Source organism: Acidobacteriota bacterium, from assembly GCA_016716905.1.
Taxonomy (GTDB): Bacteria; Acidobacteriota; Vicinamibacteria; order Vicinamibacterales; family SCN-69-37; genus SYFT01.
Map to the genome: position 1 here is coordinate 565,020 of JADJUS010000003.1, position 25,146 is coordinate 590,165.

The 25,146-nt window shown below is 65.3% G+C and carries 25 protein-coding genes and 1 pseudogene; 13 read left to right on the top strand and 13 right to left on the bottom strand.

Annotated features, from left to right (window positions below):
* The first annotated feature begins 18 nt into the window (after positions 1-18).
* Positions 19-762 (top strand): hypothetical protein, encoded by a 744-nt coding sequence (locus IPL75_02775; protein MBK9239191.1) that lies wholly within the window; start codon positions 19-21, stop codon positions 760-762.
* Positions 763-895: 133 nt separating this feature from the next.
* Here IPL75_02775 and IPL75_02780 read toward each other — a convergent pair whose 3' ends face one another.
* The 3 genes from IPL75_02780 to IPL75_02790 form a co-directional block, all read right to left on the bottom strand.
* Positions 896-2,716 (bottom strand): hypothetical protein, encoded by a 1,821-nt coding sequence (locus IPL75_02780; GenBank protein MBK9239192.1) that lies wholly within the window; start codon positions 2,714-2,716, stop codon positions 896-898.
* A gap of 261 nt (positions 2,717-2,977) precedes the next feature.
* Positions 2,978-3,844, bottom strand: coding sequence for a glycosyltransferase family 2 protein (locus tag IPL75_02785; GenBank protein MBK9239193.1), 867 nt, complete (start codon positions 3,842-3,844; stop codon positions 2,978-2,980).
* A 6-nt stretch (positions 3,845-3,850) separates the two neighbouring features.
* A complete protein-coding gene (locus IPL75_02790; GenBank protein MBK9239194.1) occupies positions 3,851-4,237 on the bottom strand; it encodes a septum formation initiator family protein in 387 nt (128 codons plus the stop codon).
* 56 nt (positions 4,238-4,293) lie between these two features.
* Here IPL75_02790 and IPL75_02795 point away from each other — a divergent pair, with 56 nt between their 5' ends.
* Entirely contained in the window at positions 4,294-4,608 is a 315-nt protein-coding gene (locus IPL75_02795) for a divalent-cation tolerance protein CutA (GenBank protein MBK9239195.1), read from the top strand.
* 109 nt (positions 4,609-4,717) lie between these two features.
* Here IPL75_02795 and IPL75_02800 read toward each other — a convergent pair.
* A pseudogene (locus IPL75_02800) lies at positions 4,718-5,876 on the bottom strand (PLP-dependent transferase).
* Positions 5,877-5,920: 44 nt separating this feature from the next.
* On the opposite strand from IPL75_02800, the gene IPL75_02805 reads away from it, so the two are divergent.
* On the top strand, positions 5,921-8,008 hold the full coding sequence (locus tag IPL75_02805) for a SpoIIE family protein phosphatase (protein ID MBK9239196.1): 2,088 nt from the start codon (positions 5,921-5,923) through the stop codon (positions 8,006-8,008).
* A 245-nt stretch (positions 8,009-8,253) separates the two neighbouring features.
* Positions 8,254-8,979, top strand: a complete 726-nt coding sequence (gene rnc, locus IPL75_02810) for a ribonuclease III (protein ID MBK9239197.1) — start codon at positions 8,254-8,256, stop codon at positions 8,977-8,979.
* A gap of 129 nt (positions 8,980-9,108) precedes the next feature.
* Here the strand turns inward: rnc and IPL75_02815 are convergent, their stop codons facing one another.
* The 4 genes from IPL75_02815 to IPL75_02830 form a co-directional block, all read right to left on the bottom strand.
* The gene (locus IPL75_02815) at positions 9,109-9,762 is read right to left on the bottom strand and encodes a hypothetical protein (GenBank protein ID MBK9239198.1); all 654 of its coding nucleotides are present in this window, start codon (positions 9,760-9,762) and stop codon (positions 9,109-9,111) included.
* Complete coding sequence (locus IPL75_02820; GenBank protein MBK9239199.1) at positions 9,734-10,096, bottom strand: hypothetical protein; 363 nt, start codon at positions 10,094-10,096, stop codon at positions 9,734-9,736. Before IPL75_02820 ends, IPL75_02815 begins: the two co-directional genes overlap by 29 nt.
* A gap of 123 nt (positions 10,097-10,219) precedes the next feature.
* The gene (gene hutU, locus IPL75_02825) at positions 10,220-11,899 is read right to left on the bottom strand and encodes a urocanate hydratase (GenBank protein MBK9239200.1); all 1,680 of its coding nucleotides are present in this window, start codon (positions 11,897-11,899) and stop codon (positions 10,220-10,222) included.
* Positions 11,900-11,979: 80 nt separating this feature from the next.
* Entirely contained in the window at positions 11,980-13,596 is a 1,617-nt protein-coding gene (locus tag IPL75_02830) for a histidine ammonia-lyase (GenBank protein ID MBK9239201.1), read from the bottom strand.
* A 32-nt stretch (positions 13,597-13,628) separates the two neighbouring features.
* Between IPL75_02830 and IPL75_02835 the strand changes: the two genes are divergently transcribed.
* The gene (locus IPL75_02835) at positions 13,629-14,927 is read left to right on the top strand and encodes an adenylosuccinate synthase (GenBank protein ID MBK9239202.1); all 1,299 of its coding nucleotides are present in this window, start codon (positions 13,629-13,631) and stop codon (positions 14,925-14,927) included.
* Positions 14,928-15,192: 265 nt separating this feature from the next.
* Here IPL75_02835 and IPL75_02840 read toward each other — a convergent pair whose 3' ends face one another.
* Positions 15,193-15,633: a BrxA/BrxB family bacilliredoxin gene (locus IPL75_02840; GenBank protein ID MBK9239203.1), complete on the bottom strand. Its 441-nt coding sequence runs from the start codon at positions 15,631-15,633 to the stop codon at positions 15,193-15,195.
* Positions 15,634-15,668: 35 nt separating this feature from the next.
* On the opposite strand from IPL75_02840, the gene IPL75_02845 reads away from it, so the two are divergent.
* Both IPL75_02845 and IPL75_02850 read left to right on the top strand, forming a co-directional pair.
* Positions 15,669-16,394 (top strand): HAD-IA family hydrolase, encoded by a 726-nt coding sequence (locus IPL75_02845; GenBank protein ID MBK9239204.1) that lies wholly within the window; start codon positions 15,669-15,671, stop codon positions 16,392-16,394.
* Positions 16,391-16,960 carry a DinB family protein gene (locus IPL75_02850; GenBank protein ID MBK9239205.1) on the top strand — a complete coding sequence of 190 codons (570 nt, stop codon included), beginning with the start codon at positions 16,391-16,393 and terminating at the stop codon, positions 16,958-16,960. Before IPL75_02845 ends, IPL75_02850 begins: the two co-directional genes overlap by 4 nt.
* Here the strand turns inward: IPL75_02850 and IPL75_02855 are convergent.
* Positions 16,952-17,890 carry a DMT family transporter gene (locus IPL75_02855; protein MBK9239206.1) on the bottom strand — a complete coding sequence of 313 codons (939 nt, stop codon included), beginning with the start codon at positions 17,888-17,890 and terminating at the stop codon, positions 16,952-16,954. The genes IPL75_02850 and IPL75_02855 overlap by 9 nt on opposite strands.
* Before the next feature lie 90 nt (positions 17,891-17,980).
* Here IPL75_02855 and IPL75_02860 point away from each other — a divergent pair, with 90 nt between their 5' ends.
* Positions 17,981-19,072 (top strand): hypothetical protein, encoded by a 1,092-nt coding sequence (locus tag IPL75_02860; GenBank protein ID MBK9239207.1) that lies wholly within the window; start codon positions 17,981-17,983, stop codon positions 19,070-19,072.
* On the opposite strand, the gene IPL75_02865 is transcribed toward IPL75_02860, so the two are convergent.
* Positions 19,069-20,610 (bottom strand): amidase, encoded by a 1,542-nt coding sequence (locus IPL75_02865; protein MBK9239208.1) that lies wholly within the window; start codon positions 20,608-20,610, stop codon positions 19,069-19,071. The genes IPL75_02860 and IPL75_02865 overlap by 4 nt on opposite strands.
* Before the next feature lie 187 nt (positions 20,611-20,797).
* Here IPL75_02865 and IPL75_02870 point away from each other — a divergent pair, with 187 nt between their 5' ends.
* From IPL75_02870 to IPL75_02890, 5 genes are read left to right on the top strand one after another with little or no spacing between them, the layout of a single operon-like run.
* Positions 20,798-21,121, top strand: coding sequence for a cytochrome c (locus IPL75_02870; protein ID MBK9239209.1), 324 nt, complete (start codon positions 20,798-20,800; stop codon positions 21,119-21,121).
* Positions 21,122-21,133: 12 nt separating this feature from the next.
* On the top strand, positions 21,134-21,610 hold the full coding sequence (locus tag IPL75_02875; protein MBK9239210.1) for a Rieske (2Fe-2S) protein: 477 nt from the start codon (positions 21,134-21,136) through the stop codon (positions 21,608-21,610).
* Positions 21,610-22,689, top strand: coding sequence for a cytochrome bc complex cytochrome b subunit (locus IPL75_02880; protein ID MBK9239211.1), 1,080 nt, complete (start codon positions 21,610-21,612; stop codon positions 22,687-22,689). Before IPL75_02875 ends, IPL75_02880 begins: the two co-directional genes overlap by 1 nt.
* Positions 22,686-23,441 carry a cytochrome c3 family protein gene (locus IPL75_02885; GenBank protein MBK9239212.1) on the top strand — a complete coding sequence of 252 codons (756 nt, stop codon included), beginning with the start codon at positions 22,686-22,688 and terminating at the stop codon, positions 23,439-23,441. The genes IPL75_02880 and IPL75_02885 overlap by 4 nt, the downstream gene beginning before the upstream one ends.
* Positions 23,392-23,940: a cytochrome c3 family protein gene (locus IPL75_02890; GenBank protein MBK9239213.1), complete on the top strand. Its 549-nt coding sequence runs from the start codon at positions 23,392-23,394 to the stop codon at positions 23,938-23,940. The genes IPL75_02885 and IPL75_02890 overlap by 50 nt, the downstream gene beginning before the upstream one ends.
* Positions 23,941-24,160: 220 nt before the next feature.
* On the opposite strand, the gene IPL75_02895 is transcribed toward IPL75_02890, so the two are convergent.
* Positions 24,161-24,301: a hypothetical protein gene (locus tag IPL75_02895; GenBank protein ID MBK9239214.1), complete on the bottom strand. Its 141-nt coding sequence runs from the start codon at positions 24,299-24,301 to the stop codon at positions 24,161-24,163.
* Positions 24,298-25,041 (bottom strand): hypothetical protein, encoded by a 744-nt coding sequence (locus IPL75_02900; protein MBK9239215.1) that lies wholly within the window; start codon positions 25,039-25,041, stop codon positions 24,298-24,300. The genes IPL75_02895 and IPL75_02900 overlap by 4 nt, the downstream gene beginning before the upstream one ends.
* Between the last annotated feature and the right edge of the window lie 105 nt (positions 25,042-25,146).

Sequence of the window (25,146 nt, forward strand, 5' to 3'; positions counted from 1 at the left end):
CTGGTTGGTGATGAACACGTGAGCCCAGCCATCAATCCAACGTGGATGCACCGGAGCTTTGCACACCTGAAGAAGTGGCTCCCCGGTTGGATGACGAATCCAATCAGGCGTGTCGCGACGGCGGTGCTCACGCCGATGCTCTTCAGTTCACGCACCGGGCATTTCCGCAGCAGTCTGCGGGCGAAAGCCGTGGGGAGGGATGGTGACCCCCTCCCCTGGTATTCGTACCCGAGCATCGACTTCCTCAAGAGCCGATCATTCGTGGATAAGACCGTGCTGGAGTTCGGGGCAGGTCAGTCCACGTTGTGGTGGGCAAAGCGGGCCAGGCGTGTGGTGACCTTCGAAGACAACCAGCACTGGTTCGACAGGGTCGCCCAGTCCATGCCAGGAAACGTGGAGTTGTATCTGGTGTCAGGCATGACGGGCGCGGCAAGGGCCGTCGAGGTCGCCAGGATTCTCGGCGACACAGACGGCCTCTTTGACGTGATCATTGTCGACGGGTTATCCAGGGCCAGGATGATCGGCATCGCCACGAAGTACCTGAGCGACGACGGCATGATTGTTTGCGACGATGCCGAAATCTACGGCATGCATGACGCATTCACGAATAGTCAGCTCAGCCGGGTGGACTTCTGCGGCTTTGCCCCAGGCGTCGTCTTGCCGCGTGTGACCTCGATATTCTTCAGGCCTGGGTCTTCCTTCTTCGGCGCAGAACAGCCGATCGCGGGGTGTCATGGCGCAAGCGTGACGCGCATTTCGTAGCGCGGCGTGCACCTCAACGCCGCGGAACGTTGGCGGTCTTGAGACCCAGGCCGCCCTACGAGGACCGGGAACGTCGGCGGCCTTGAGACCCAGGCCGCCCTACGAGGAAATTGCCAGCGCCCGCGGGCGAAGGTCACGATCCGAACAAGTGGTCGTAGCGGCCGGTCGCGAGCGCGGCGTCGAAGCGTGCGGCGATGGTCGCGACCAGTTGTGAGTCTGTGCCGCGATCCATCCACACGCCCACGTGGCGCTCGCGCTCGGCGTAGCTGATGTGGACGGTGGCGCCCTTGATCAGCACCTCGTGTGAAAACGCGTCGGGTTCGGCGGGCACACGCTCGGCCTGAAACTCCGAAACAAGAAAGTCGATCAGGGCCGGTCGTAGCGCAGCGGTGGCGGGCGCCACGCGATACTCGCGATATCCCGTGTAGTCGTCCGTCAGAGTGCCGCGCCAGGCGATGGGTGTGAACGTGGGGCGTTCCACGAGGCGGTCGCTGCCCGTGGATCCACGCTCCCACGCGAAGTGATGCAGCACCCACGCCGGGTCGATCTGATCGATCGTCGCGTAGCGCATGCGCGCTTTGTCGATGGGCAATCGATACCGATCCCCAGTGCCCAGCATCGTCACGGCCAGCACATATTGCTCGTTCGAGTCCGCGGACTCGAGACGGATAAAGCTCGCCTCATCGGGTGAAATCCCCAGGGGCGGGATTCTCGCGATGAGGTTCGACTGGCCGTCGGTCGAAAACGTGCGCGAGGTGCGCGTGCCTGTATCAACGACCCGGCCGTCAAACAGGTACAGGCCGGGCGTGGCGAATGACACCCGGTCGATGCGTCCGGCGGGCGCGTTCCGATCGCGAGCCCGCGTGAACGCCGAATGATCCGACGTCAGCGGTCGCGCCTGAAGGGAGCCTTCACACGTCCCGATCGGCGCCACCTGCACGGCGTCCTTGTTTATCGAGACGAAGTAACACGCACCAGGCGCGTCGTCTCCACTCGCCTGCACCAGCAGCGCGGGCGCCTCGCCGCCGAGTGAGGCCACCGCACTGAATTCAGTGTGCGATTCGACCGTGATCGCTTGACCGCGATGAGTGATCCGGAACGTCGCGTTGGCGGACCAGACTTTTGCCGGCCCGCCCGACGTGATCTCGTTGAAGCCGGACGCCACGGTCGCAATCTCGAACGGGCCCACCGTCTCGGTACGCACGGGGGCGTTGCGTGGAACCACGCGGAAGCGATACCGGAATCCATCGGGAAGGGCTGGTTCACCGTCGCGTGCGTGGGGCAACCACTCGCTCCACTCGCGGAATTCGGCGCCCGGCCGTGCCGGGAGGGGGACGATGAAGCCGTTCGTGATGGTGTTGTCGGGAAGGACGTCGAGTATCCGCTCGCCGCGGCTGGTGAAGAGTTCCACCGCGCCCGGTACAACCCAGCGCCCGTCTTCGAGCCGCGCATCTTCCCGCCAGAGAGGCCCCGTCACGCTGGCGCGCATGGTGCGGCCCGACGAGGACCCCAGGCGCAGGGACCATTCATCCGGCTCGTTCAGGGCTGGTGGTGTCTGCCCCTCGGGCCAGCGGATTTCCGCCGCCAGCAGCAGTTCCTGGCCATCAAGCGTTGGCGGTACGTCGGCCAGCTGGCGCGCGATCACGCCGATGATCGCGACTATCGTGAGCGAAGTGGCAAGGGCGACGCCCACGGCCTTGAGGGCCACTCGGCCAGTCCCGATTGCCTCAGTGGACCTTTTCTGTCGGGCGGCCACGATGCGACTTGCGACGGTGCCGATGACGAAACCGCCGAATAGCCCCATGGCGGCCATTGCGATGACGAGATACCCCGAACCGCCTTCGAACGACGACACGTTGTGCCACCGCACAGCCATGTCGGCCGTGGCGAAGGCCGCCACCATCGTGATGAGTCCGGTGATGACACCGATGAAAAGCGAGACAAGCCAGCCCATGGGGCTACAGCATAACGTCTCAATGCGTTTTCACCATGAAGCTCCATGAAGGTCCATGAAGGATTCACGGAAGGGTTCAAGGGCTGTCAGAAGCCGCGGGGTTGGGTGCCGCCTTCGGCGGCACGCGCGGACGAAGGGAAGTCAGGAACGAACGCACCCATGTAGACGCAAGGTGTGTTCGTTCCTGACTTCCCTTCGTCCGTGCGGCCCGGGCAAAGCCCGGCTCCCAACCCCGCGCCCTTCATGGAGCCTCATGGATCTTCATGGTGAGCCATCCGTCTTGGATCCCTTCCACTGCATCTCGAGATACTTGACGTCGATGAGCAGCGGGAACCACAGCGCCTGGAGGAAATGGAACGTGAACGCCGCGCGCCCGTCGAGGAAGCCGCCCTTGAGCACGTACCGGTACCCGAAATAGAAAAACGGCCGGATGAGCAAGGGCATCCGGCTCCACACGCGGTGCCGCAGCCAGCGTTTGCGCTGCGCCTGTGTGCCGAAGAAGCGCGCGTCGATCTCCCGATAGTCCGGCTCCACCGGCGCGTGAAACAGCGCCTGCGCCTCAAGCGTGGCGTACCGGTTGTGTTTCGTGATCCACTCGGTCACGCCCTTCCGGTCCTCATGCATGAAGTCCTGTGTGAGTTGGGCGGTCTCGCCTTCCACAATCAGGTGCTCGTTGACTTCCCGGTCCTCACACCGGCCTTTGCCTCGTCGAAAGAGGCGGAGGATGTGGGAAGGGTAGTAGCCGCGCCGGATCCAGCGGCCCATCCAGAACAGGCGCCTGTTGAGCGTGAATCCGTTGGCGGTGGGCGCCGTGGCGAGGACGGCCGAAATTTCCTGCTTCAGTGGTTCGGGCAGCCACTCATCGGCATCGAGGAACAGCACCCACTCGCTTTGGATGGGCAAATGGTCGAGCGCGTGGTTGCGCTGTTTCGAGTAGTTCTCAAAGTGGTGCTGCTCGATCCGGCAACTGAACTGGCGCGCTATCTCGACGGTCCGGTCGGTGCTGAACGAGTCGAGGACGAAGGTCTCTTGCGCCCAGCCGGCCACCGACTTCAGGGCTTGCGCGATGTTGACCTCTTCGTTGTAGGTGAGCAGGATTACAGCCACGCCGCCCATTGGATGGGGCATGGCCGCTTAATTCCGGTCTGTGGGGCGGTCGCGAAGGATGATCAGGGTCTCGTCAGGTTTGACGAGTCCCAATTTCTCGCGCGCGAAGTCTTCAAGCGCCTGGGGGTCCTGGCGCAGTCGCTTGATTTTGGCCTCAAGGGCGGCGTTCTCGGCTTCGATCTGCACCAGCGCGTTGCTGGCGGCCTTGAACTCGCGTTGGGCCTGCAGATTGGCCAGGTAGCCCTTTTCGCCAATCAGGGCGTTGACCATCAACACGGCCGACACGGTGAGCAGGCCATAGGTCCAGAATCTTGTGGCGATCCCGCACATTCGTGCTTTTCCGGACGCGCCGCCCATGCGCGCGACCGCGCCGCCTGCACCGATGGAGTTTCTTCGTATTACGCCCGAGTTCATACGTCCGTTGGGTTTGTATCAGGTTTTCGTCCCCAGTACAAGCGCAAAATAGGACTATGGACGAAATAGTGCTGATTTTGACCACGGTTCCCGAAGGGTTCGACGCCGAAGCGCTGGCCAGGGACCTGGTGGAGGCGGGGCTGGCGGCCTGCGTCAGCGTCCACGCCCCACAGGTGTCCACCTACCGCTGGCAGGGGGCCGTGGAGACGGCAAGGGAGCGCCAACTGGTGGTCAAGACCACGTCCGGCAGGGTGCCGGCCGTGCGCCAGGCGCTGGTGGGGAGGCATCCGTATGAGGTGCCCGAGTTTCTCGTCGTGCCTGTCGCCGCCGATGAGGCCTACGGTCGGTGGATTCGATCTGGCATTTCGTAGCGCGGCGTGAACTTCAACGCCGCGGCACTTGGCGGCCTTGAGACCCAGGCCGCCCTACGAAGGCAACCCAGGCCGCCCTACGAAGACGACCCAGGCCGCGCTACGAAATTCAACCGACGAGCGCCTGCGCGAGGTCGTCTTTGAGGTCGTCGATGTCTTCGATCCCGGCCGAGATGCGGATGAGGCTGTCGCTGAGACCGATGGCGGCGCGGCGGTCGGGTGGCACCGAGGCGTGGGTCATGGACGCCGGGTGGCAGACGAGTGTTTCCACACCGCCGAGGCTTTCGGCCAGCGCCATCAACTGAAAGCGGTTGAGCACCTGGCGCGCCTCTTCGAGCGATCCCATTTCAAACGACAACATGCCGCCGCAGCCGTGCGGCATCTGGCGCTGCGCCAGCGCGTACTGCGGGTGGCTCGGAAGCCCGGGGTAGATCACCTTTTTCACGCGCGGGTGTTCCGACAGGAACTCGGCCAGCGCCATGCCGTTGGCCGTGTGCTGCACCATGCGCAGCGCCAGCGTCTTGGTGCCGCGCAGCACGAGTGATGAATCCATCGGGCTCAGAATCGCGCCGGCTGAATTCTGGATGAACCGGAGCCATTCGATGTGTTCGTCCTTGACGGCAATCACCACGCCGCCAATGGAGTCGCTGTGGCCATTGAGATACTTGGTGGTGCTGTGCACCACAAGGTCGGCGCCCAGTTCGATGGGGCGCTGCAGGCACGGGCTCGCAAACGTGTTGTCCACCACCAGAAACGCACCGTGCCGATGGGCAATGTCAGCCGAGGCCGCAATGTCGGTCAGCCGCCAGCACCGGGTTGGTTGGTGTCTCGATGAACACCATCTTCGTGGCCGGAGTCATCGCCGCCTGAATTTCCGCCGGGTCCGACGTGTCCACGAAACTGAACGTCAGTCCCAGCCGCGACATCACCTTGTCAAACAGACGGAACGTGCCGCCATAGGTGTTGTCGGTGACGATCGTGTGGTCGCCGGCAGACAACTTGGTGACGATGGCGTGAATGGCGGACATGCCCGAGGCAAACGCAAACGCCGCCTTCCCGCCTTCGATGGCCGCCAGGTTCGCTTCGAGCGCAGACCGTGTCGGGTTCTGCGTGCGGGCGTACTCATAGCCCTTGTGCTGGCCCAAGGCCTCCTGCACGTAAGTAGATGTCTGGTAGATCGGGGTGATGATGGCGCCGGTCGTGGGGTCGGGCGTCTGGCCCGCGTGCAGACAGACCGTGGCGAATCGCGCGTGCTTGGGCAGCTTCATGACCCCTCACGATAGTCTGTTATCATCCAAGATTCAATTTCTGGATGGCTTCAGACGCTGCTCCGCGAGTGATGCCGGCACCACCTCCGGCGCCGTTTCATCCGTTCCGCATCCTCCCCGGACGCCTTCTCATCTTGTCGGGCGTGTCAGTGGTGCTGGTATGGCTGCTGGGGCAGGTCACCACCGTCCCGCCGCTCGTCGAGGCGTTCCGCAAAGTGGCCTCGCTGGCCCTGCGTGTGTCCGTCGTCTGGCTGGCTGTCGTGGTACTCGTGCGGTTCCGACGCCAGTTCCTGTGGCGCGTGCGCCGCAAGCTGATCCTGTCGTATGTCTTTCTCGGCCTCGTCCCCGTCGCGCTCGTGATCGTGTTTGCGTCGGTGGCGGCTGTCATTGTGCACGGGAACACAGCGTCGCATCTGTTTAGCGACGGCCTTCAGGACATCACGCAGGAAGCGCTTCAGATGGCGACCACGGCCGCCACCGACATTGGCGCCGACCTCGTGAAGTCGCAGGTGGTGATCCTCGGTCAATACAAGAGCCATCTGGAAACCGACTCGCTGCTGCGGGCTTTGTCGCTGGCGGTGGTTCCCGTTGCCGGCGGCACGGGCCCGATTGCCACAGCCGGCGATTGGGCACATCTGGCGGCGCCGCCTTCCGGCGTGCCGGTATGGGCGCGAGAGAAGGCGTCAGTCAAGCTGCTGGCCATGGTGTCCAACGGGACGGGTGCCTCTCAAGATCGCCTGCTGCTGGTGCGCGCGACGGCGCCACTCCCAGGGGGACGGCATGTGGTGGTCGTGGACCTGCCACTCGATAGTGACGCCGCCGCCCGGGTGGATGAAATCACCGGCGTCCGCCTGCGAGGGATCGAGATTAACGAACAAGCCACCGGCCAGGAAGTGACGGCCCAGCCGCTCATCGGCATGGCGCGGGCCATGACTGATGATGACGATGATGGCGTGGGGGAGACGGGATTCACCATGCTCCGGCGCACCGTGATGTTCACGGATTTCACGGATTGGAATTCCGGCCTCAACGGCCGTGTGTCGCTGAGCCTGGACGCGCCAATTGGACGCCTGATGAAGCGGCTGTCGGAAGCCCAGGGGATGCAGCTTCAGGGACAACTGTTGTTCCTGGTGCTGGTCGCGCTTGGTGTGTTGCTGCTCATCGTGCAGGGCGTGGCGCTGTTCTTCGGCGCGGGCCTGGGACGGCAGATCACGTCGGCCGTGCACGAGCTCTTCGTGGGCACCGAGCGCGTCCGGCAGGGCGACTTCGCGCATCGCATCCGCATCGAATCCAAGGATCAGTTGGGTGATCTGGGCGAGTCGTTCAATCTGATGAGCGGCAGCATGGAGCACCTGTTGCACGTGCAGCGCGAGAAGCAGCGGCTGGACGATGAACTCCGGATTGCACGCGACATCCAGCAGTCGCTGCTGCCCGAAACGCCTCCGCCGTTCCGCGGTCTTTCGATCGCCGACTTGTGTGTCCCGGCGCGCGAAGTCGGCGGCGACTATTACGACTTCTTCGAACTCGGGCCGCGACAACTGGGTGTGCTCGTGGCTGACGTCTCGGGTAAGGGCACCTCGGCCGCGCTCTACATGGCCGAGCTCAAGGGCCTGATGCTCGCGCTCAGCCACCTGGAACGTTCGCCCAAAGCGCTGCTGACCCGCGTGAACCGCCTCCTCGCGGATCACCTGGACAACCGCAGCTTCATCACGATGACGTATGCCGTGATCGATCTCGAGGCGCGCACCCTCACGCACGCGCGCGCCGGTCACACCCCGCTCATCGTCGCCTCACAAGAGGGCGTGGATGTGATCGTCCCGGACGGCATGGTGCTGGGATTGCGGTTGCCGGGCGCGGCCGATCGCTTCGAGTCCATCCTGGAAGAGCACACGCGACCGCTCAATGCCGGTGACGTGATCGTGCTCTACACCGACGGCATCACCGAGGCCATGGATGTGACCGGCGAATTATTCACGGACGCGGCCCTGAGCCGCGTGGTCAGCACGCACCACGCGCTCGACGCCGGCGGCATTCGCGAACGGGTGCTGCGCGAAGTGACCGCGTTTGTCGGCGACGCCGAACCGCACGATGATATGACCATGGTGGTGGTGAAAGTTGAAGGGTTCGAGTGAGCGTCGAAGTCTTCCGGAGTCATCTGTCGATTGAGGCCGAGATCGTGCGCGCCTTGTTTGAGGCGCACGGGCTGGATGCCATTGTGTCGTCACGGCTGGCGCCCGGATTGTTTCCTCTGCGGTTTGGCGGGCAGGCGGCGTTTGGCGTGAGCGTGCGTGAAGAGCACGCCGCACGCGCGGAAGCGTTGATTGCGGGCCACCTCGATGAAGCCGCCGCAGCTGAAGTGCGGCGGCTGAGCGAAAACGTGGGGCCGCTCGAAGAGCGTATCGGGTATCACTTCAGGGACCTTGGATTGCTCGAGCATGCCCTGACGCATCGGTCTCGCGCCCACGAGGACGCGTCTGGCGGCGTCGTCGACAACGAGTCGCTCGAGTTTCTGGGCGATGCGGTGCTCGGGTTTGTCATCGCGGACATGTTGTTCCAGCGATTTCCCACGCACACCGAAGGTTACAAGTCGAAGATCAAGGCGTCCATCGTGTCCACCGTGTCCCTGGCGAAACTTGCGGCCAACATCGACCTCGGTCGCTACGTGTTGCTCGGCCGGGGTGAGGAGAAGACCGGCGGTCGTGGCAAGAACGCGATCCTCGCCGACAGTTTCGAGGCACTCCTGGCAGCGATCTACCTCGACGGTGGTGTGGATGCCGCGCGCGCGTTCATCATGTCGTGTTTTGGTCCGCTCATTGATTCAGGCGGCGACAAGGTCGCCGAAGCGTCGTTTACCGACGACTGGAAGTCGGAGCTGCAGGAGTGGCTGCAGGCGGCCGGTCGCGGACTGCCGGAGTATCAACTCACGGCCACCGAAGGCCCCGACCATCGACGCCGCTTCAACGTGGACGTGATGGTGGGCGGCGTCTCGGCTGGCAACGCGCAAGGACGATCGAAGAAAGAAGCCGAGCAGCAGGCCGCGAAAGCCGCCCTCACGAAATTCCGCGCGCCAGTTGATCCACACGAGGCCCGTCCGAAAACGTAGGGCGGCCCGTCCGAAAACGTAGGGCGGCCTGAACCTCAAGGCCGCCAATCGTCGGCGCGCTTGAGACCCAGCGCGCCCTACGAAATGCGCGTCCGGATGGAGGCCGGGTCTTTAGACCCGGCTACACGATCAGTCGATCTCGATAATGCCCGACTGTTCGGACTGCGATCCTGCAAGCACGGGCTCGGGTGCGGGCACGTCCTTCGGGATGCAGCGGTCCGCCCAGGCGGCGGCTTCTGCGGCGATTTGCGCAGGCGTGGGTGGCGTGACTCCGCCGTAGAGGCGGATGTGCAGCCGCAGGAGTGGGTCGTCGAAGACGTAACGCTTGCGCTGCATCGTGACCAGGTCCACATCCTCGAGCCACGAGAGATAGTCCTTGGTGGAACCCGGCGTGCGGTGCAACCGCTGGGCGATCTCGGTCAGCGTGATGGCTTCCTGTTCGGCCAGCACACCGAGGATGGCTTTGAGCGCACCGTACCCGCGTGCGCGATGCAGGCGGAACTCGTAACTCTCACGGCAGCGTGACGAGAGCGGTCCGCCCGGACTCATCGCTGATGCCAGCGCATCGATCGGACGCCGGCGCGCGGCCGGCTGCGCGAGCAGGGCAGCAAGAAGAATGTCGGCGGGCGCCGCACGGTTGCCGCTGAGCGCAGCCACGGCGGTCGCCTGCGCCGCCGTAATCGCGTCTGACGCCTGCCGCTGCCGCGCCAGCCCGCGCACATCGTCGCCCACGAATTCCGGGATGTGGATAACTTCAAAGCGCGCATCGGCGTCGCGCAGCAATCGGTGCGCGCGCGGTGAAACGTGACGCGAGCACGAAGCCGTTTGGACTGGTCGCAAGGCGGTCGATCAGTTCGCGCTGGACGTGGCGCAACCCGGGGAAACTTTCGAACGTGCGGATGTCGAGAATTTCATCGAAGAGAAACGTGACGGGGCCATTGCCTGGCGCGCTCGCGGTGTCGAGATAGCTGAGCAACGCATCGAACGCCGCCCGCGCGTGTGCGGGTATCGGTGGCGGCGGGCCTTCCGTCGATGACGCGGCCAGCACCGAGTGCAGGCAACGCTCGGGCGTGGTGGCCGCAGCGGCGAAGTCGATGCTGCGCGCGCCCCGCGCCAATCAACGACGCGAGCCGCAGCAGTGCCGATGAGCGGCCCGTGCCACATCCGCCGAGCAGCACAGGAATGCGCCCGGCGTCGAGCGCCTGAAGCACGCGTTGTTCAAGCGCGGGCCGCTCAACGATCATGAGTGGCCTCCCGCCGCACGCCGCAGCATCGGCATGTCCACGCCGCGGGTGATGGCCGTCTCAACGGCCGTGGGGTATCCCGCATCCGCGTGACGCACCACACCCATGCCGGGGTCGGAGGTGAGCACGCGCGAGAGCCGCTCGTCGGCTTCCGCGGTGCCGTCGGCCACCACCACCATGCCGGCATGGAGGGAGTATCCGATACCAACACCTCCGCCGTGATGCACCGACACCCAGGTGGCGCCCGACGCGACGTTGAGCAGGGCGTTGAGCACGGGCCAGTCGGCGATGGCGTCGCTTCCGTCGCGCATGCTCTCGGTCTCGCGATTAGGGGATGCGACCGAGCCGGCGTCCAGATGGTCGCGGCCGATGACAATCGGGGCCGAGATGCGGCCACGGCGGACGAGATCATTGATGGCGAGGCCGAATCGCGCGCGGTCGCCGCACCTGAGCCAGAAGATGCGCGCCGGGAGGCCCTGGAACGCCACGCGTTCGCGCGCCAGCCGAATCCAGCGGCAGAGCGCGGCGTCATGCGCAAACATCTCGAGCGCGAGGTCGTCGGTGGCCGCAATGTCGGCCGGGTCGCCTGAAAGCGCCGCCCACCTGAACGGTCCCTTGCCTTCGCAGAACAGGGGACGCACGTATTCGGGCACGAAGCCGTGGATGTCGAACGCGTTTGTGACGCCGGCCTCCATTGCCCGTGCGCGGATGTTGTTGCCGTAGTCAAACGTCACCGCGCCGCGCGACTGCATCGTCAGCATGGCCTGTACGTGTACGCCCATCGCCGCCGTGGATCGCCGGACGTATTCAGCCGGGTCGGCGGCGCGCAACTGTGCGGCGTCGGCCAGTGAGAGGCCGTTGGGGACGTACCCGACGAGCGCGTCGTGCGCGGAGGTTTGATCCGTCAGGACGTCGGGCGTGAGGCCGCGCGCGACCAGCTCGGGCAACACGTCGGCCGCGTTGCCTTCGAGGCCGATTGATCGCGCCACGCCATCGCGTTGGTACGCGGCGCACCGCGCCAGCGCGTCGTCGAGCGATGTGGTCGCCTCATCGAGATAGCGGGTGGCGAGTCGGCGTGCGATGCGATCGGGATCCACTTCGATGACCAGAGCCACGCCCTCATTCATCGTGACCGCCAGCGGCTGCGCGCCGCCCATGCCGCCCAGGCCGGCGGTGACGGTGAGGCGGCCGCGGAGCGTGCCGCCAAAGTGGGTGCGGGCCACGGCGGCCAGCGTTTCGTACGTGCCCTGGAGAATGCCCTGCGTGCCGATGTAGATCCACGAGCCCGCGGTCATCTGGCCGTACATCGTCAGGCCCTTATCCTCGAGATCGCGGAAGGTCGTCCAGTTGGCCCATGCCGGCACCAGCAGGGAATTGGCGATGATCACGCGCGGCGACCACGGGTGCGTGCGGAAGACCGCCACCGGCTTGCCCGACTGCACCACCAGCGTCTCGTCTGCCTTGAGGCGACGCAGTGTTTCAACGATGGCGTCGAAACATTCCCAGTTTCTCGCGGCTTTGCCGGTGCCGCCGTAGACCACCAGGTCTTCGGGACGTTCGGCCACATCCGCATCCAGGTTGTTCATGAGCATGCGCAGCGCCGCTTCCTGCGGCCATCCCAGGCAGGAGAGCGTTGCGCCGCGGGGCGACCGAACGGAGCGAGTCGTGGTGAGCATTACGTCGTTGCGATCGGGTGTGCCGGTCGGGGAAAGGTCACTCTAAAGAAGGATGAACGGCGAGTCAACGGTTGACAGACTCAGGACAATTGAAGTGAGCACGCGCGCTCCAGGGCGCCGTCGCTGATGAGCGCAGCGATCGCCTGAATATCAGGCGCCGGCGTGCGATCGACGGTCAATGTCGGCACCACGGCGCGCACGGCGTTGTGCGCGCGCTGGAGTGCGGTGGATGTGGAGAGCGGCGCGAGCAGATCAAGCGCCTGCGAGGCCGCCAGCACCTCGATGGCCAGCACGTGCGTGAGTAACTCAACGATGCGCGCAGCTTTGAGGGCGGCGCCCATGCTCATGCTGACGTGATCTTCGCGTCCGGCGGACGTCGGAATGGTATCGACCGCGGCGGGATGCGCCAGTGTTTTGATCTCGGCTGTCAGTGCTGCGGCCGTGACGTGCGCCATCATCAAGCCGGAGTTGAGACCGGAGTCGCGAATCAGGAACGCGGGCAGACCGCTTTCATGCGGCGTCATCATCCGGTCGGTGCGCCGTTCGCTGATGGTGGCCAACTGCGCCAGTCCGATGCACAGGGTGTCGGCGGCGAGAGCCACAGGCGCACCGTGAAAATTTCCGCCCGAGACAATGTCGCCTTCTTCGGCGAAGACCATCGGGTTGTCGGTGGCCGAGTTGGCTTCGATCGTGGCGAGGCGATGCGCGAACGCCATGGCCTCACGCGCCGACCCATGCACCTGCGGGGTGCAGCGCAATGCGTACGCGTCCTGCACTTTGCCGCAATGCAGGTGCGACGCGTTGATGGCGCTGCCGTCGAGCAGCGCGCGCACGTTGGCGGCAGCAGCGGCCTGCCCTGGCACCGGCCGCGCGTCGTGAATGCGCGCGTCGAACGGCTTCGTGGAGCCGCGCAGGGCATCGATGCTCATGGCGGCTGCGATGTCGGCCGCGCGCGACAGACGCATCGCTCGCTGCACGGCCAGCGCCAGCACTCCGGTGCTGGCCTGCGTGCCATTGATCAGCGCCAGCCCCTCTTTGGGGCCTAAAGAAACCGCCGACAGCCCGGCGGCCTGGAGGGCGGGAAGAGAGGGGGACGGGTGTCGATCTGTGGAAGGGAAAACGACCTCTGAGGTCGTTTCCGCATTGACCCCACCGGAAACGACCTCAGAGGTCGTTTTCTCTCCCACAGATCGACACCCGTCCCCGTTGTTTATGACCTCCCCCTCACCAATCAGCACCAGCGCGAGGTGGGCGAGGGGGGCGAGGTCGCCGCTGGCGCCGACCGAGCCGCGTGACGGCACGCGGGGGTGGATGCCGGCGTTGAGCAGGGCGATCAGCGCTTCGAGTGTGGAGAGCCGGATGCCGGAACGTCCGCACGCCAGCACATTCGCGCGCAGCGTCATCACGGCGCGCACTTCGGGCACCGACAGCGGTGCATCCACACCCGCGGCATGGCTGCGCAGCAGATTCACCTGCAGCGCGGCGAGCTGGTCGGCGGGGATGGCGACTTCTGCCAGCGCACCAAATCCGGTGTTGATGCCGTAGACCGGCTCCGGACGCGCGGCGTGCGCGTCCACCACCGCACGGGCCGCGTTGACGCGCAGTGCGGCCTCGGGCGCCAATCCGACCGGGACACGGTCGAAGGCCACACGGTGCAGGTCGTCAAGAGTGAGGGAGTGACCGTCGAGGAGAACCATGAGAGTGAGATTGAAGGTATCATTTTACTCGCATGAATCTGTGTGTACTCGGGGCCCAGTGGGGCGATGAAGGCAAAGGCAAGATTGTTGACCTGTTGACGCCGCACTTCAATGTGGTGGCGCGTTACCAGGGCGGACACAACGCCGGCCACACCGTCTATGTCAGCGGACGCAAGTTTGTCCTCCATCTCATTCCGTCAGGGATTCTGCATCCCGGCGTCATCTGCCTCATCGGCAATGGCGTGGTGATGGACCCCCGCGCGTTGTTTGCCGAGGTTGATGAACTGGCCGGCATGGGCTTTGATGTGCGGGGACGCCTCTTCGTCTCGGACAAAGCGCATCTCATCCTGCCGTATCACCGCGAACTGGACATCCTCTCGGAGGCTCGTCGCGGCGAACGCAAGATCGGTACGACGTCGCGAGGCATTGGCCCCGCGTATGAAGACAAGATCGGCCGTCGCGGTGTGCGCGTGGGTGACCTGCGCGACACCTCCGCTGATGGACCACTCGTGGGCGCGATTCGCGAGAACGTGGATGCGCGCAATCGGCTCGTCGGCAACTCCGAGATGAAGTGGCAGGACGTGCTGGCCGATGTGCGAAAGGCCTGGGTGCGCCTCGAGCCGCTCGTCACCGATGTCTCCTTGTACTTGAGCAAGGCTATGGCCGCGGGCCAGCGCGTGATGTTTGAAGGCGCACAGGGCACGTTGCTCGACATCGATCACGGCACCTACCCCTACGTCACGTCGTCAAACGCCATCGCAGGCGGCGCGTGCACGGGGCTGGGCATCGGGCCAAAAACGATTGGCGCCGTGCTCGGCGTGACCAAGGCCTACACCACGCGAGTGGGTGAGGGGCCGCTGCCGACTGAGTTGCTTGGTGAGATGGGCGAACGGCTGCGCGAGAGCGGTCAGGAGTACGGCGCGTCTACCGGCCGGCCGCGGCGCTGCGGGTGGTACGACGCCGTGGCGGTGCGATACGCGGTGCGCATCAACGGCCTGGACGCACTCGCGCTCACCAAACTCGACGTGCTGGACGGCATCGAGGCGCTGGAAATCTGCACCGGGTACCGCTGTGGCAGCGAGGTGCTGACCGAGATGCCGGGCGACACCGCACAGCTCGCGCTGTGCGAGCCCATCTACGAGACCTTGCCAGGGTGGAGCGAGCCCACGCGCGGGGTGACGCGTTACATGGATCTGAACGCCAACGCCCGCGCGTACGTCCGCCGGCTCGAGGAAGTCACGGGCGTGCCGGCGGCGATCGTGTCAACCGGCTCGGAGCGCGATCACACGATCATCCGCGACGACTCCGTCGCCGCCGCCTGGTTCCGGTAAAGCGCGCCGATCGCCTCCAAGAGCTTCCACCATGAAGCTCCATGAAGATCCATAAAGACGCACGTTGTCAGAAATGACCGGGGGTGGGCGCCGCCTCCGGCGGCGGCGCGAGTGGAGGAAGTCCGCGAACGAAAGCACCGGCTGAGTTCACACGGTGTTTTCGTTTGCGGACTTCCTCCACTCACGCTGGCCCGGCGTAGCCGGGCACCCACTCCCGGTCACCCTTCATGGACCTTCATGTCCTACATGGTGAAAAAATCTGTTCTCAGTTCGTCGTGCCTGCTGTTGTCGGCACGCAGAAGCGGTCGAACGCCATCGTGAGGACGTCGGCGATGGCGTCAGCGGAGCGCGACTCGATGTCGCGGCGTTCCACCATGTAGACCACCTTGCCGTCGCGCAGCAACGCGATCGAGGGAGACGATGGCGCGATGCCGGTGAAGTACTGGCGCGCGCGATCGGTCGCTTCGATGTCGGCGCCCGCAAACACGGTGGCCACCACATCGGGTTTGTTCGCGTGTTGCAGCGCCATCGCAATGCCGGGGCGCGCTTTGCCTGCGGCGCAGCCGCAGACCGAATTGACGACCATCATGACCACGCCCGGTGACGCCACAGTGGCGTCCACGTCAGCGGCCGTACGGCACTCGCGGGCGCCAACGGCGGTCAGTTCCTGACGCATGGGGGCAACGAGGTATTCGGGGTAAGGCATCTTCTATTCACTCTCCTGATAGCATCAATTATACCGTGCCCGTCCTGCTGTGCGACCTCGACGACACGCTCTTTGACCACGAAGGAGCCACCCGCGACGCGCTCGAACATCTGCGCGGCGGGTATCAGGTTCTGACCCAGTGGTCACTCGATGAACTCGACCAGCGGCACCGGGTGCTCCTGGAAGCCATTCACCTTGATGTGCTGAACGGCCGTCTGACGATAGACGAGGCGCGGCGGGAGCGATTCGGGAGGCTGTTGACGCAGGCCGGCCTGGATGACCCGGCCGCAACTGCGACCCTCGCCGCGGCGTACCGCGAGGCGTACGCCTCTCACTGGCAGCCCGTGCCCGGCGCGATCGAGTTTCTGCGCGCGGTGCGCGCGGCGGGATACGCCATCGTGATCGTCACAAACAACGGTGTGGCCGAGCAGCAGTTGAAGCTCGCGCGGTGCGGATTTGATGTGCTGGTGGATGCGATGGTGACGTCAGAGGAAGCGGGTGTGAGCAAACCGGCGCGGGGTATCTTCGAACAGGCGCTGGCGCGCGCCGGCTCGACGCCGGGCGACGCCGTGATGCTGGGCGATGCGTGGCACGCCGACGTTGAGGGCGCACGGGCCAGCGGTGTCGCGCCGGTGTGGTTTAATCGCGCGCGCCGGCCGAGTCCGGACCCGACGGTGACCGAACTGGTATCGCTGGCGCCGGCGGCTGAGGCGCTGGCCGTCGTGACTCAGGCCGCCCTCGCTCAGAGAAACGCATCATGACGCCATCGTACGTGCTCACAGAAGAGAACGTCGCCGGCCAGATCGCCGACATTCGTGTGCGACTCGATCGGCTATGCGCGGGGCTGAGCGCAGCGCAGCTCAATTGGCAAGCCGATGCCGGCCGCCGGTGGAGCGTGGGGCAGTGCCTGGACCACATCACGAAGACGACGCACCTGTACGGGGGGCACCTTGAGACGGCGATCGCCGGGGCTCCACGCGCGGCGGGAGCCGGTGCGCGGCCCAACTGGCTGGGGCGGGTGTTCATCTGGGTCATCGAACCACCGGTGCGATTCAAGGCGCCCGCTCCTGACTCCGTGCAGCCGGGTTCCTCGCTGGATCCGGCCACTGTCCGAACCGAGGCGGAGGACGCGCTCGTGTTTCTGCAGGAGCTGACCGCACGTGCCATTGGCGTGGATGCGGGCCGTGTGCGGTTCGCCAATCCGTTCGCGCGGGGCAGCCGCGTGTTTAACGTGCCCACCGGCGTGCTGGTGATGCTGGCGCACACGCGCCGGCATCTGGAGCAGGCCGAGCGCCTCAGGGCGCGGCCCGATTTTCCGTCAGCGTGATCGCACGCGACTGGTCGTCGCGAGCCCGATGCCCGCAATGACCAGCACCATCGACGCGCTCAGTCGCCAGGTCATCTGTTCATTCAGGACGATCGTGGCCGCGAGTGCGGTGAGGACCGGTACTGCGAGCTGGACCGTGGCGGCGCGCCACACGGGAAGCGACGGGAGCACCGCGTACCAGGCCGCATACGCCAGTCCCGACGCGAAGGCGCCGGAGGCGGTGGCCAGTGCAAGGCCGGTGAGGGTATACCTCGCGCCCATCGCGCCGGCCGCGCCGGTCGCGCCGATTGCCAGGGCGATGAGCACACCGATGACGGCCGCGCGCAGGAAGTTGTGCGCGGTGGCGCCCAGCGGGTCGCTGGCGCCGCGCCCCGCCAGGGAATACGCGCCCCAGCACGCGCCGGCCCCGGCCATGAGCACGGCGCCCCACGGATCAGGCGCGCTCAGACCCGGCAGCGTCAGTACCAGGAAGCCGGCCAGCGCGAGCGCCACGCCAATGCCGTGGCGGACCGATAATGTCTCGCCGCGTGCGAGGGCGGCGCCAAACATCGTGAGCTGCACGCTGCCGAACAGGAGCAGGGCGCCCGGTCCCGCATCGATGCGCACATAGGCGAGGGTGAACAGCACCGCGTACCCGGCGAGCCAGATGGCCATAAGCCAGGAGCCGCGTGCGGAGAGAGAAAACGACCTCTGAGGTAGTTTTTCGTGGGCGGTTTTAAAAACTACCTCAGAGGTCGTTTTAAGTACCCACAACATGATCGCGCCGGTGATCAGCCGCACCACCATGAACGTCCATGCGTCCAGGTGGTCGCCACGGATGGCAGCGCGCGTCAGGAGCGAGTTGGTGGCAAAGCCCAGCAGTGCGAGGATGGTCAGAGGCAGCAGGCGCAAGCCCGCCAAGCATAGACCGAGTTTTCCCAGAGTTAACATGGCCGTCGCTTGCCCGAAACACGGCGGTTGCATCTTGAACAGGCAAGTAACTGCGCGATGACGCTGCAGTAACGACAAAAGGGGATTGGCATGAAACGACAGATACTGGGCCTGCTGTTGGTGGTGGCGCTGCCGGGTGCGGCTGCCGGCCAGGCGCCGACGCCACAAGCACCCCCACCGCCGGCTGCGCCGCCGGCTGCCCCCGCGCCGTCGATCCGCGTGGGCACCACGGTCTTTGCTGACTACACGTTCACCGATACGCCCAAGACGACCGACGCGAATGGCGATCAGGTCAACCTCAGTGCGTTTAATCTGACGCGGTCCTACATCAACCTGACAGGTAACGTGAGCGCGCGTATCGCCTTCCGCATCACGCCCGACATTGTCAGAAACACCGATGCGGGCAGCACCTCGGGCAGCCTGTTGTTCCGCATCAAGTACGCCTACGCGCAGATGCGCGCGGGTGACGACACGATCATCCGCCTGGGTATCCAGCCGACGCCGATGATTGACGGTCAGGAGGGCGTGTATCGCTACCGCTTCCAGGGCACCTCGTTCGTTGAACGCGAGGCCGGCCTCTCGTCGTCTGACGCGGGTCTCACGGTACTCAAGCCGCTGCCCAAAGGGTACGGCGATGTGCACGTGGGGTTCTACAACGGGGAAGGCTATTCGCGGAGCGAGGTCAACAACCAGAAGGCGCTGATGATGCGCGCCACGGTCAAGCCCCTGCCCACGCACAGCCTTGGCAAGGGGCTGCGACTCATCGGCTACTACCACCGCGATCACTACGTGAAAGACGCGCCGCGCGGACGCGCCATCGGCAGCGTCATGTTCGAACATTCGCGGTTCAACGTTGGGGTGGACTACGCGCAGCGCGTGGACCAGTCGACGCCAGCCTCGCGCGAAATCACTGGACGCGGGTATTCGTTTTTTGTGACGCCGTTCTTTGATCAAAAAGGGCGCGGCGTCGAAGGCCTGCTGCGGTTCGACTCGTTCGACCCGGATGTGGACGTGGATGGCAGACGCACCCGGCTCATCGCCGGCGCGGCGTACTGGTTCCCGCGACAGGGCACAGCCACCGCGGCCCTGCTCGCGCACATGGAGCAGGTGCGGCTCAGTGGCCTGACGCCCACGGTGACCAGCGAACGCCGCTACACGCTGAACTTGCTGATCACGTTTTAGCGCAGCACCGGCGCGCGCCGGTGTTTGGTCGCCTGCTCGTAGGCGTAGCCGAGGCGGATGAGTGTGGCTTCGTCCCACGCGCGGCCGAAGAAGGTGATGCCGGCCGGCAGGCGGTTCTCGCGCGTGTAGCCCATCGGCACGCTGATGGACGGGAAGCCCGTCGTCGGCGAGAACACCTGACTGTTGTCGCCGCCTGGTGTGTTGAGGTCCCCGATCAGCCGCGGCGGATAACTCCAGGTCGGATACACGTAGGCGTCGAGCTTGAGTTCATCCATGCGCGCGGTGACTGCGGCGCCGTAGGCCTTCCCGTACTCCGCTGCGGCAAGGCAGGCGGGGGAGCCGGGTTCGGCTGGCGTGCTCCGTTCGGCGGACTCAAGTCGCGCCTGAATGGACGGATGAAACTTCCGCGATTTGATGACCTCTGCCAGGGAGCCGACAGGCGTCTTCCCGGCGTGCCGGGCGAACCACTGCGTGATGTCGTATTTGAATCCGCCACATGAACCCCCACCCTGGGGCCGCGGCACGGCCGTCAAGTCGATGGCAGCGGGATCCACAATGGTCGCGCCCGCACGCTCCATAGCTGCCAGCGCGGCCGTGAACACGGTCACCACTTCCGGATCCACGCCGCCGCGTTCGTAGGCCTGGCGCAGCACGCCGATGCGCGCGCCCTTCAGGCCATCGGCCTTGAGCGACGCCGCATACACGGGAATGGCGCGTCCGCGACTCTGCGCGGTGACGTTGTCATCGGGGTCTTCACCGACAATCGCCTGGAATACTGCCACCGCATCCGCCATGGTCCGCGTCATTGGCCCCGCGATATCCGCCAGCAGGTTGAGTGGCACCACTCCCGTGCGGCTCGTCAATCCCATCGTCGATCGGATGCCCACCAGCGCCTGATGTGCTGACGGACCGCGAATGGAATTGCCCGTGTCAGACCCGAGGCCGACGGCGCCGAAACTGGCGGCCACCGCCGCAGCCGTGCCACCGCTGGACCCGGCCGTCACGCGGTCGGTCGCATACGGGTTGCGCGTGTAGCCCGGAAGAAGCGAGTTCACCGTTTCAAGCGGGCTGAACGCCCACTCCGCCATGTTGGACTTGGCGAGAACGATGGCGCCGGCGGATTTGATGCGCGCGACGAGAAATGCGTCCCGGTCGGAGACAAAGCCCTGGAGCGCGAGCGAACCGGCTGCGCTCTGCAGCCCGATCGTTTCGAAGTTGTCTTTCACGATGGTCGGGATGCAGTGCAACGGTCCCGTCAGCCCCGTGGCCGCAAACCGTCGATCCAAATCCGCCGCTTCACGCGGTGCCGCGTCGTTGATTTGCACGATGGCATTGAGCGCAGCGCCACGTTTGTCGTGCGCCTCGATTCTGGCCAGGTAGGCCGACACCAGGGCGCTGCAGGTGAGCCGGCCCGCGCGCATCGCCGCATGAATGTCGGCGATGGTCGCTTCGGCGACATCGAAGCTCTGGGGCTGGGTCCTGGCTGCCGGCGACAGGGCAAGTACGAGTGAAAGACAGAGCAGGATCCCGACACGCATTGGCTACCTCGCGGCCAAGTATGCGGGGGGCGTGGGGGAATAGTCCACGTCGCCACCGCGAGATTCCCCACCTCGAGTACCTATTTCCGGCGTGAAACCGTGGGGCTGGCAGTGGCGAGGCCTCCCAGCGGTCTGGCACGGCCCTTGCTGATTAGGACTCGCAAAACTGTTAGCAAGGAGTTCTGGAATGGCAAAAGGACGCTTCGTGTGGGTGGTGATGGCGCTGGCACTGGTTTCATTCGTGGCGACGCCGCTGGCGGCATCCGGAGATAAGGTCAAGGGCGCAAAGGTCTACCAGGACGCCAAGTGCTCGGTGTGCCACAAGATCGGCACCACGGGCGGCAAGATGGGGCCCGACATCTCAAAGGTGGGCACGACACGCAACGAGGACTGGCTGAAGAAATATCTGGCCAACCCCAAGGCGGAGAACCCGAAGAACAAGATGCCGCCAGTGAAGGCAAAGGGCGAAGATCTCGAACACCTGATCGCGTACCTGCTGTCCCTCAAATAAACCGGACCGTCGATGACGCCCAACAACAGCCTGAAGGCAAATCCGCTGGGCCAGCCCGCTGATCCGGGCCGGCGCCGTGCGATCGACTGGTTGCTTGGATCGTGGCTCGCGGGTGTGTGTGGTGCGGTGTTTTATCCCGTCATGCGCTTCCTCGTGCCGCCCGAGGTGACTGAAGCCCCGACGCTCTCTGTGAAGGCGGGGCCCGCGGCCACTCTTGCGAACAACACCGCGCGACTGGTGCCGTTTGGCCAGACGCCGGCGATTGTGGTGCGTCTGAAAACGGGGGAACTGCGGGCGTTTGCCGGGACCTGCACGCATCTCTCGTGCACCGTGCAGTACCGGCCCGACCTGGAACACATCTGGTGCGCGTGCCACAACGGCCACTACGACTTGACCGGGCGCAACATCTCCGGACCACCCCCGCGCCCCCTCGATGGCTTTGAAGCCAACGTGCAGGGCGACGAGATCGTCATCACGCGGCGAACCTGATGTCTCGCACACGCGCCTGGTTTGCCGAACGCCTTCCGCTTGATGCGATTCAGGCGGCGATCGATCACAAGACCGTTCCCCAGCATCGCCACTCCTTCTGGTACTACCTGGGTGGTATGACCCTGTTCTTCTTCGGCGTGCAGGTGGCCACGGGCATCCTCCTGCTCCTGTATTACCGGCCGAGCGCCACCGAGGCCTACGACAGCGTGCAGTTCATCATGACGCGCGTGCCGTTCGGGTGGCTCATCCGCTCGATCCATTCGTGGTCGGCCAACCTCATGGTGGGCGCCGCGTTTATCCACTTGTTCAGCGTGTTGTATCTCAAGGCCTACCGGAAGCCGCGCGAGCTCACATGGATCTCGGGGATGCTCCTGCTCTTCATCACGATGGGGTTCGGCTTCACGGGGTATCTGCTGCCGTGGAACGAACTCGCGTTTTTCGCCACACGGGTGGGCACCGACATCCCGGGCGCCATTCCCGTGGTGGGTGAAGCCATCGTCACGTTCCTGCGCGGCGGACCGGAGGTGTCGGGGGCAACGCTGACGCGTTTTTATGGCATTCACGTCGCCGTGCTGCCGGCGATCACCACCGTGCTGCTCGGGCTGCATCTGGTGCTGGTGCAGTACCACGGGATGAGCGTGCCGCCGTCGGTGGAAGAACAGGCGGCTCGGTCGGGACGGCCGGTGCCGACGATGCCGTTTGTGCCGCATTTTGCGTTGCGCGATCTGTTTGGGTGGGTCGTGGCGCTGGCGTTGCTGGCAGGCCTTTCGGCGTACCTGCCCTGGGAACTGGGCGTCAAGGCAGACCTATTCGCGCCGGCGCCCGCAGGCATCAAGCCTGAGTGGTTCTTCCTGTGGACGTTCCAGGCGCTCAAGGTGATGCCGGGACACGTGCTTGGCATTGAAGGGGAGCTGGTCGCCATCGGCGCACTCACGCTTGGGGCCATCGGCATCATCGTGCTGCCGTTCCTGGACCCGAACACGGCCCGCTCACGCCGCATCGTGGCGTGGCTCGCCACGTTGGCCGCGTTGTTCATGGTGGTGATGACCGTGTGGTCACTGATGGGAGGCGGAGAGTGACGAACCAGACACGCCGCGTGTTGCTGGCGGCGCCTGCCGTGTGGCTCTGCGCCACGCTGCTGGTGGCCAGCCAGAACTCCGCCGCACCCGCATCCACACCCCAGCCGCAGGCACCGGCCGCGGCGCCGGCTGCAGTGCCGGCCGCCTCTCCGGTGACCGTGCCGGCGAATCCGGATGAAGCGTACAAGGACGATGTGCACCAGCAGGCGGGCGTGACGTGCGCGTCCTGTCACGGCACGGGCGCGCCGGGGCCCATCGACCGCACCAAGATCGCATCGCTGTGCGCGTCATGCCACAGCGACCCCACCTACATGCGCAAGTTCCGGCCGCAGGTGCGCACTGACCAGCACGCGCAGTATGTGACGAGCGTGCATGGCATGCAGATGGTCAAGGGCGAGACGCGCGTGGCGACGTGCAGTGATTGCCACAACGCGCATGGTGTGCGTCCGGTGAAGGATGCGCGGTCGCCGGTGGCGCCGGTGAACGTGGCGCAGACCTGCGCCAAGTGCCACGCCGACGCGAATCGGATGACGCCGTTTAATCGCGACCCAGCGGTACGACGACTGGTCGCACAGTGTGCATGCGGCGGCCTTGTTGCAGCGGGGCGATACGTCGGCTCCCACGTGCAGCACGTGCCATGGCAGCCACGGCGCCACGCCTCCGGGCATCGACTCGGTGGCCAACATCTGTTCGACGTGCCATGTGCGCGAAGCCGAGCTGTATCAATCCAGCACGAAGCGCGTGGCGTTTGAAGCGGCTGAGCAGCCGGCGTGCCTGACCTGCCACAACAATCACAAGATCGTGCATCCGCAGGATTCGTGGATCGATCTCAAGGAGCCGGCGTTGTGTGCGACATGCCATTCCGAAGACATGGCAGGCGCGGCACTGATTCGCACGGTGCGCTCAGGCTTTGACACGTTGACCACCAAGTTCGACGCGGCGAAGGCGCAGCTCGACCGGGCGGAAGCTGCCGGGATGCTCGTGGACGAAGGGATGTCGGCGTTGCGCGAGGCCACCGAACAACGGGTGCGCCTGCGTGTGGCCGTCCACGCGTTCGCCGAAGCGCCGTTCAAGGAATCACTGGACCTCGGAGTGGCCGCGGCCGACCGGGCTCAGCATGCGGCCGATGCCGCCATGAAGGAACTCAACACCCGCCGCCGGGGACTGGCGCTCGCGACGCTGGTCATTCTCGGCTTTCTCCTCACATTGGCGGTGAAAATCCGTCACCTTCCACCCCCAGCGTCAACCTGAGGCGCCGCCTCAGGGATTGACGTCCCGCACAATCCGCGATCACGGGCGCGGGTGCCTCTTTCGAGGCACCCGACGTCCGCGAACCTTTCAGCGCATTTCGTAGCGCGCGCTGGGTCTCAAGCGCGCGGTGTTCCGCGGCCTTGAGGACCAGGCCGCGCTACGTTCGGAAAGGCCATCCGTACGTAGCTCGGGCTGTTCCTCAAGCCCGAGGCTTACCCGGCTACTTGACCCACTGTGCGCGCAGGAATTTTGCGCCCCGAGTAGCGGCCGGCACCACGGATTTCGCGGGTGGACCGTCGGGCCGTGAATACGTCACCAGGTACTGCGAGGTGATGGCGGAGGCCACGGTCTTGGTCATCATCTCGAGGGCCGAGGACAGCTGCGCGGTGAGCCGAACGCCTCCGGTGCCTTCGGTGACGATGTCGAGCAGGGTGTCGCGGTCGGGGGCGACGGTGCCTGATGTGCTTGCGACGGAGATCGCCCACAGCGATGCCCTGACATCTGCACTTCATCCGCCACCTTCTGCGGGTGCACGCGACTGGATTCTCCTGAGCCGCGATCGATCGTGAGGATGACGCGGCGTGGTCCCGGCCGCTTCTTGATGTCTTTCGCCGCGTCGAGCAGCGTCTCGAGCATCACGGCATTGATGCGTTGATTCGGCACGATGCGCGTGATGGTTTTCGCCAGGTCTTCAGGCTTGCTGGTGAAGCTGCGCAGCAACACACCGGCGCCGGCGAATTCGTAGATGGAAACTTCCGTGGCGGGCACCGCGGCCTGGACTGTTTGCACGAACGTGGAGAGCGAGGTCCGGATATCGCGCGTGGGTTCAATCTGGCCTGGTGCGGACTTTGTGGTGTCTACCAGGATGGTGATGCTCATCGGCGCCGTGGTCAGTTCCGCGCCGGTAACGTCTCGCTTCACGCCATCCTCGTAGACCAGGAAGTCCTTGGCGGTCAGATCTCGCAGCGGGTTGTTGTCTTTGTCGAGCACGGTCACAAGCAGGCCCCGCTCGACCTGGACGCCCGGCGACAAGCCCCCCGTCGACTGGGTGGCTCCAGACAGCACGATAGCGGTTCCGACGACGACGGCGACGAATTTCATCGGCGACTCCCTCTGCAGTTGGCTGGCGGGAGTTGTGACGGGCGCTGGGTCGATCTGGTCTTTCGACGGGATTGATCTGTCCGGAAACGGGGCAGAAGCCCAGGC

Bases quoted from the DNA above. Each gene is read 5' to 3' on its own strand.
- IPL75_02780 (MBK9239192.1), bottom strand. From the start codon at position 2,716: ATGGGCTGGCTTGTCTCGCTTTTCATCGGTGTCATCACCGGACTCATC.
- IPL75_02785 (MBK9239193.1), bottom strand. From the start codon at position 3,844: ATGCCCCATCCAATGGGCGGCGTGGCTGTAATCCTGCTCACCTACAAC.
- IPL75_02790 (MBK9239194.1), bottom strand. From the start codon at position 4,237: ATGAACTCGGGCGTAATACGAAGAAACTCCATCGGTGCAGGCGGCGCG.
- IPL75_02795 (MBK9239195.1), top strand. From the start codon at position 4,294: ATGGACGAAATAGTGCTGATTTTGACCACGGTTCCCGAAGGGTTCGAC.
- IPL75_02805 (MBK9239196.1), top strand. From the start codon at position 5,921: ATGGCTTCAGACGCTGCTCCGCGAGTGATGCCGGCACCACCTCCGGCG.
- hutU (MBK9239200.1), bottom strand. From the start codon at position 11,899: ATGCTCACCACGACTCGCTCCGTTCGGTCGCCCCGCGGCGCAACGCTC.
- IPL75_02830 (MBK9239201.1), bottom strand. From the start codon at position 13,596: ATGGTTCTCCTCGACGGTCACTCCCTCACTCTTGACGACCTGCACCGT.
- IPL75_02835 (MBK9239202.1), top strand. From the start codon at position 13,629: ATGAATCTGTGTGTACTCGGGGCCCAGTGGGGCGATGAAGGCAAAGGC.
- IPL75_02840 (MBK9239203.1), bottom strand. From the start codon at position 15,633: ATGCCTTACCCCGAATACCTCGTTGCCCCCATGCGTCAGGAACTGACC.
- IPL75_02850 (MBK9239205.1), top strand. From the start codon at position 16,391: ATGACGCCATCGTACGTGCTCACAGAAGAGAACGTCGCCGGCCAGATC.
- IPL75_02855 (MBK9239206.1), bottom strand. From the start codon at position 17,890: ATGTTAACTCTGGGAAAACTCGGTCTATGCTTGGCGGGCTTGCGCCTG.
- IPL75_02860 (MBK9239207.1), top strand. From the start codon at position 17,981: ATGAAACGACAGATACTGGGCCTGCTGTTGGTGGTGGCGCTGCCGGGT.
- IPL75_02865 (MBK9239208.1), bottom strand. From the start codon at position 20,610: ATGCGTGTCGGGATCCTGCTCTGTCTTTCACTCGTACTTGCCCTGTCG.
- IPL75_02870 (MBK9239209.1), top strand. From the start codon at position 20,798: ATGGCAAAAGGACGCTTCGTGTGGGTGGTGATGGCGCTGGCACTGGTT.
- IPL75_02875 (MBK9239210.1), top strand. From the start codon at position 21,134: ATGACGCCCAACAACAGCCTGAAGGCAAATCCGCTGGGCCAGCCCGCT.
- IPL75_02880 (MBK9239211.1), top strand. From the start codon at position 21,610: ATGTCTCGCACACGCGCCTGGTTTGCCGAACGCCTTCCGCTTGATGCG.
- IPL75_02895 (MBK9239214.1), bottom strand. From the start codon at position 24,301: ATGATGACCAAGACCGTGGCCTCCGCCATCACCTCGCAGTACCTGGTG.
- IPL75_02900 (MBK9239215.1), bottom strand. From the start codon at position 25,041: ATGAAATTCGTCGCCGTCGTCGTCGGAACCGCTATCGTGCTGTCTGGA.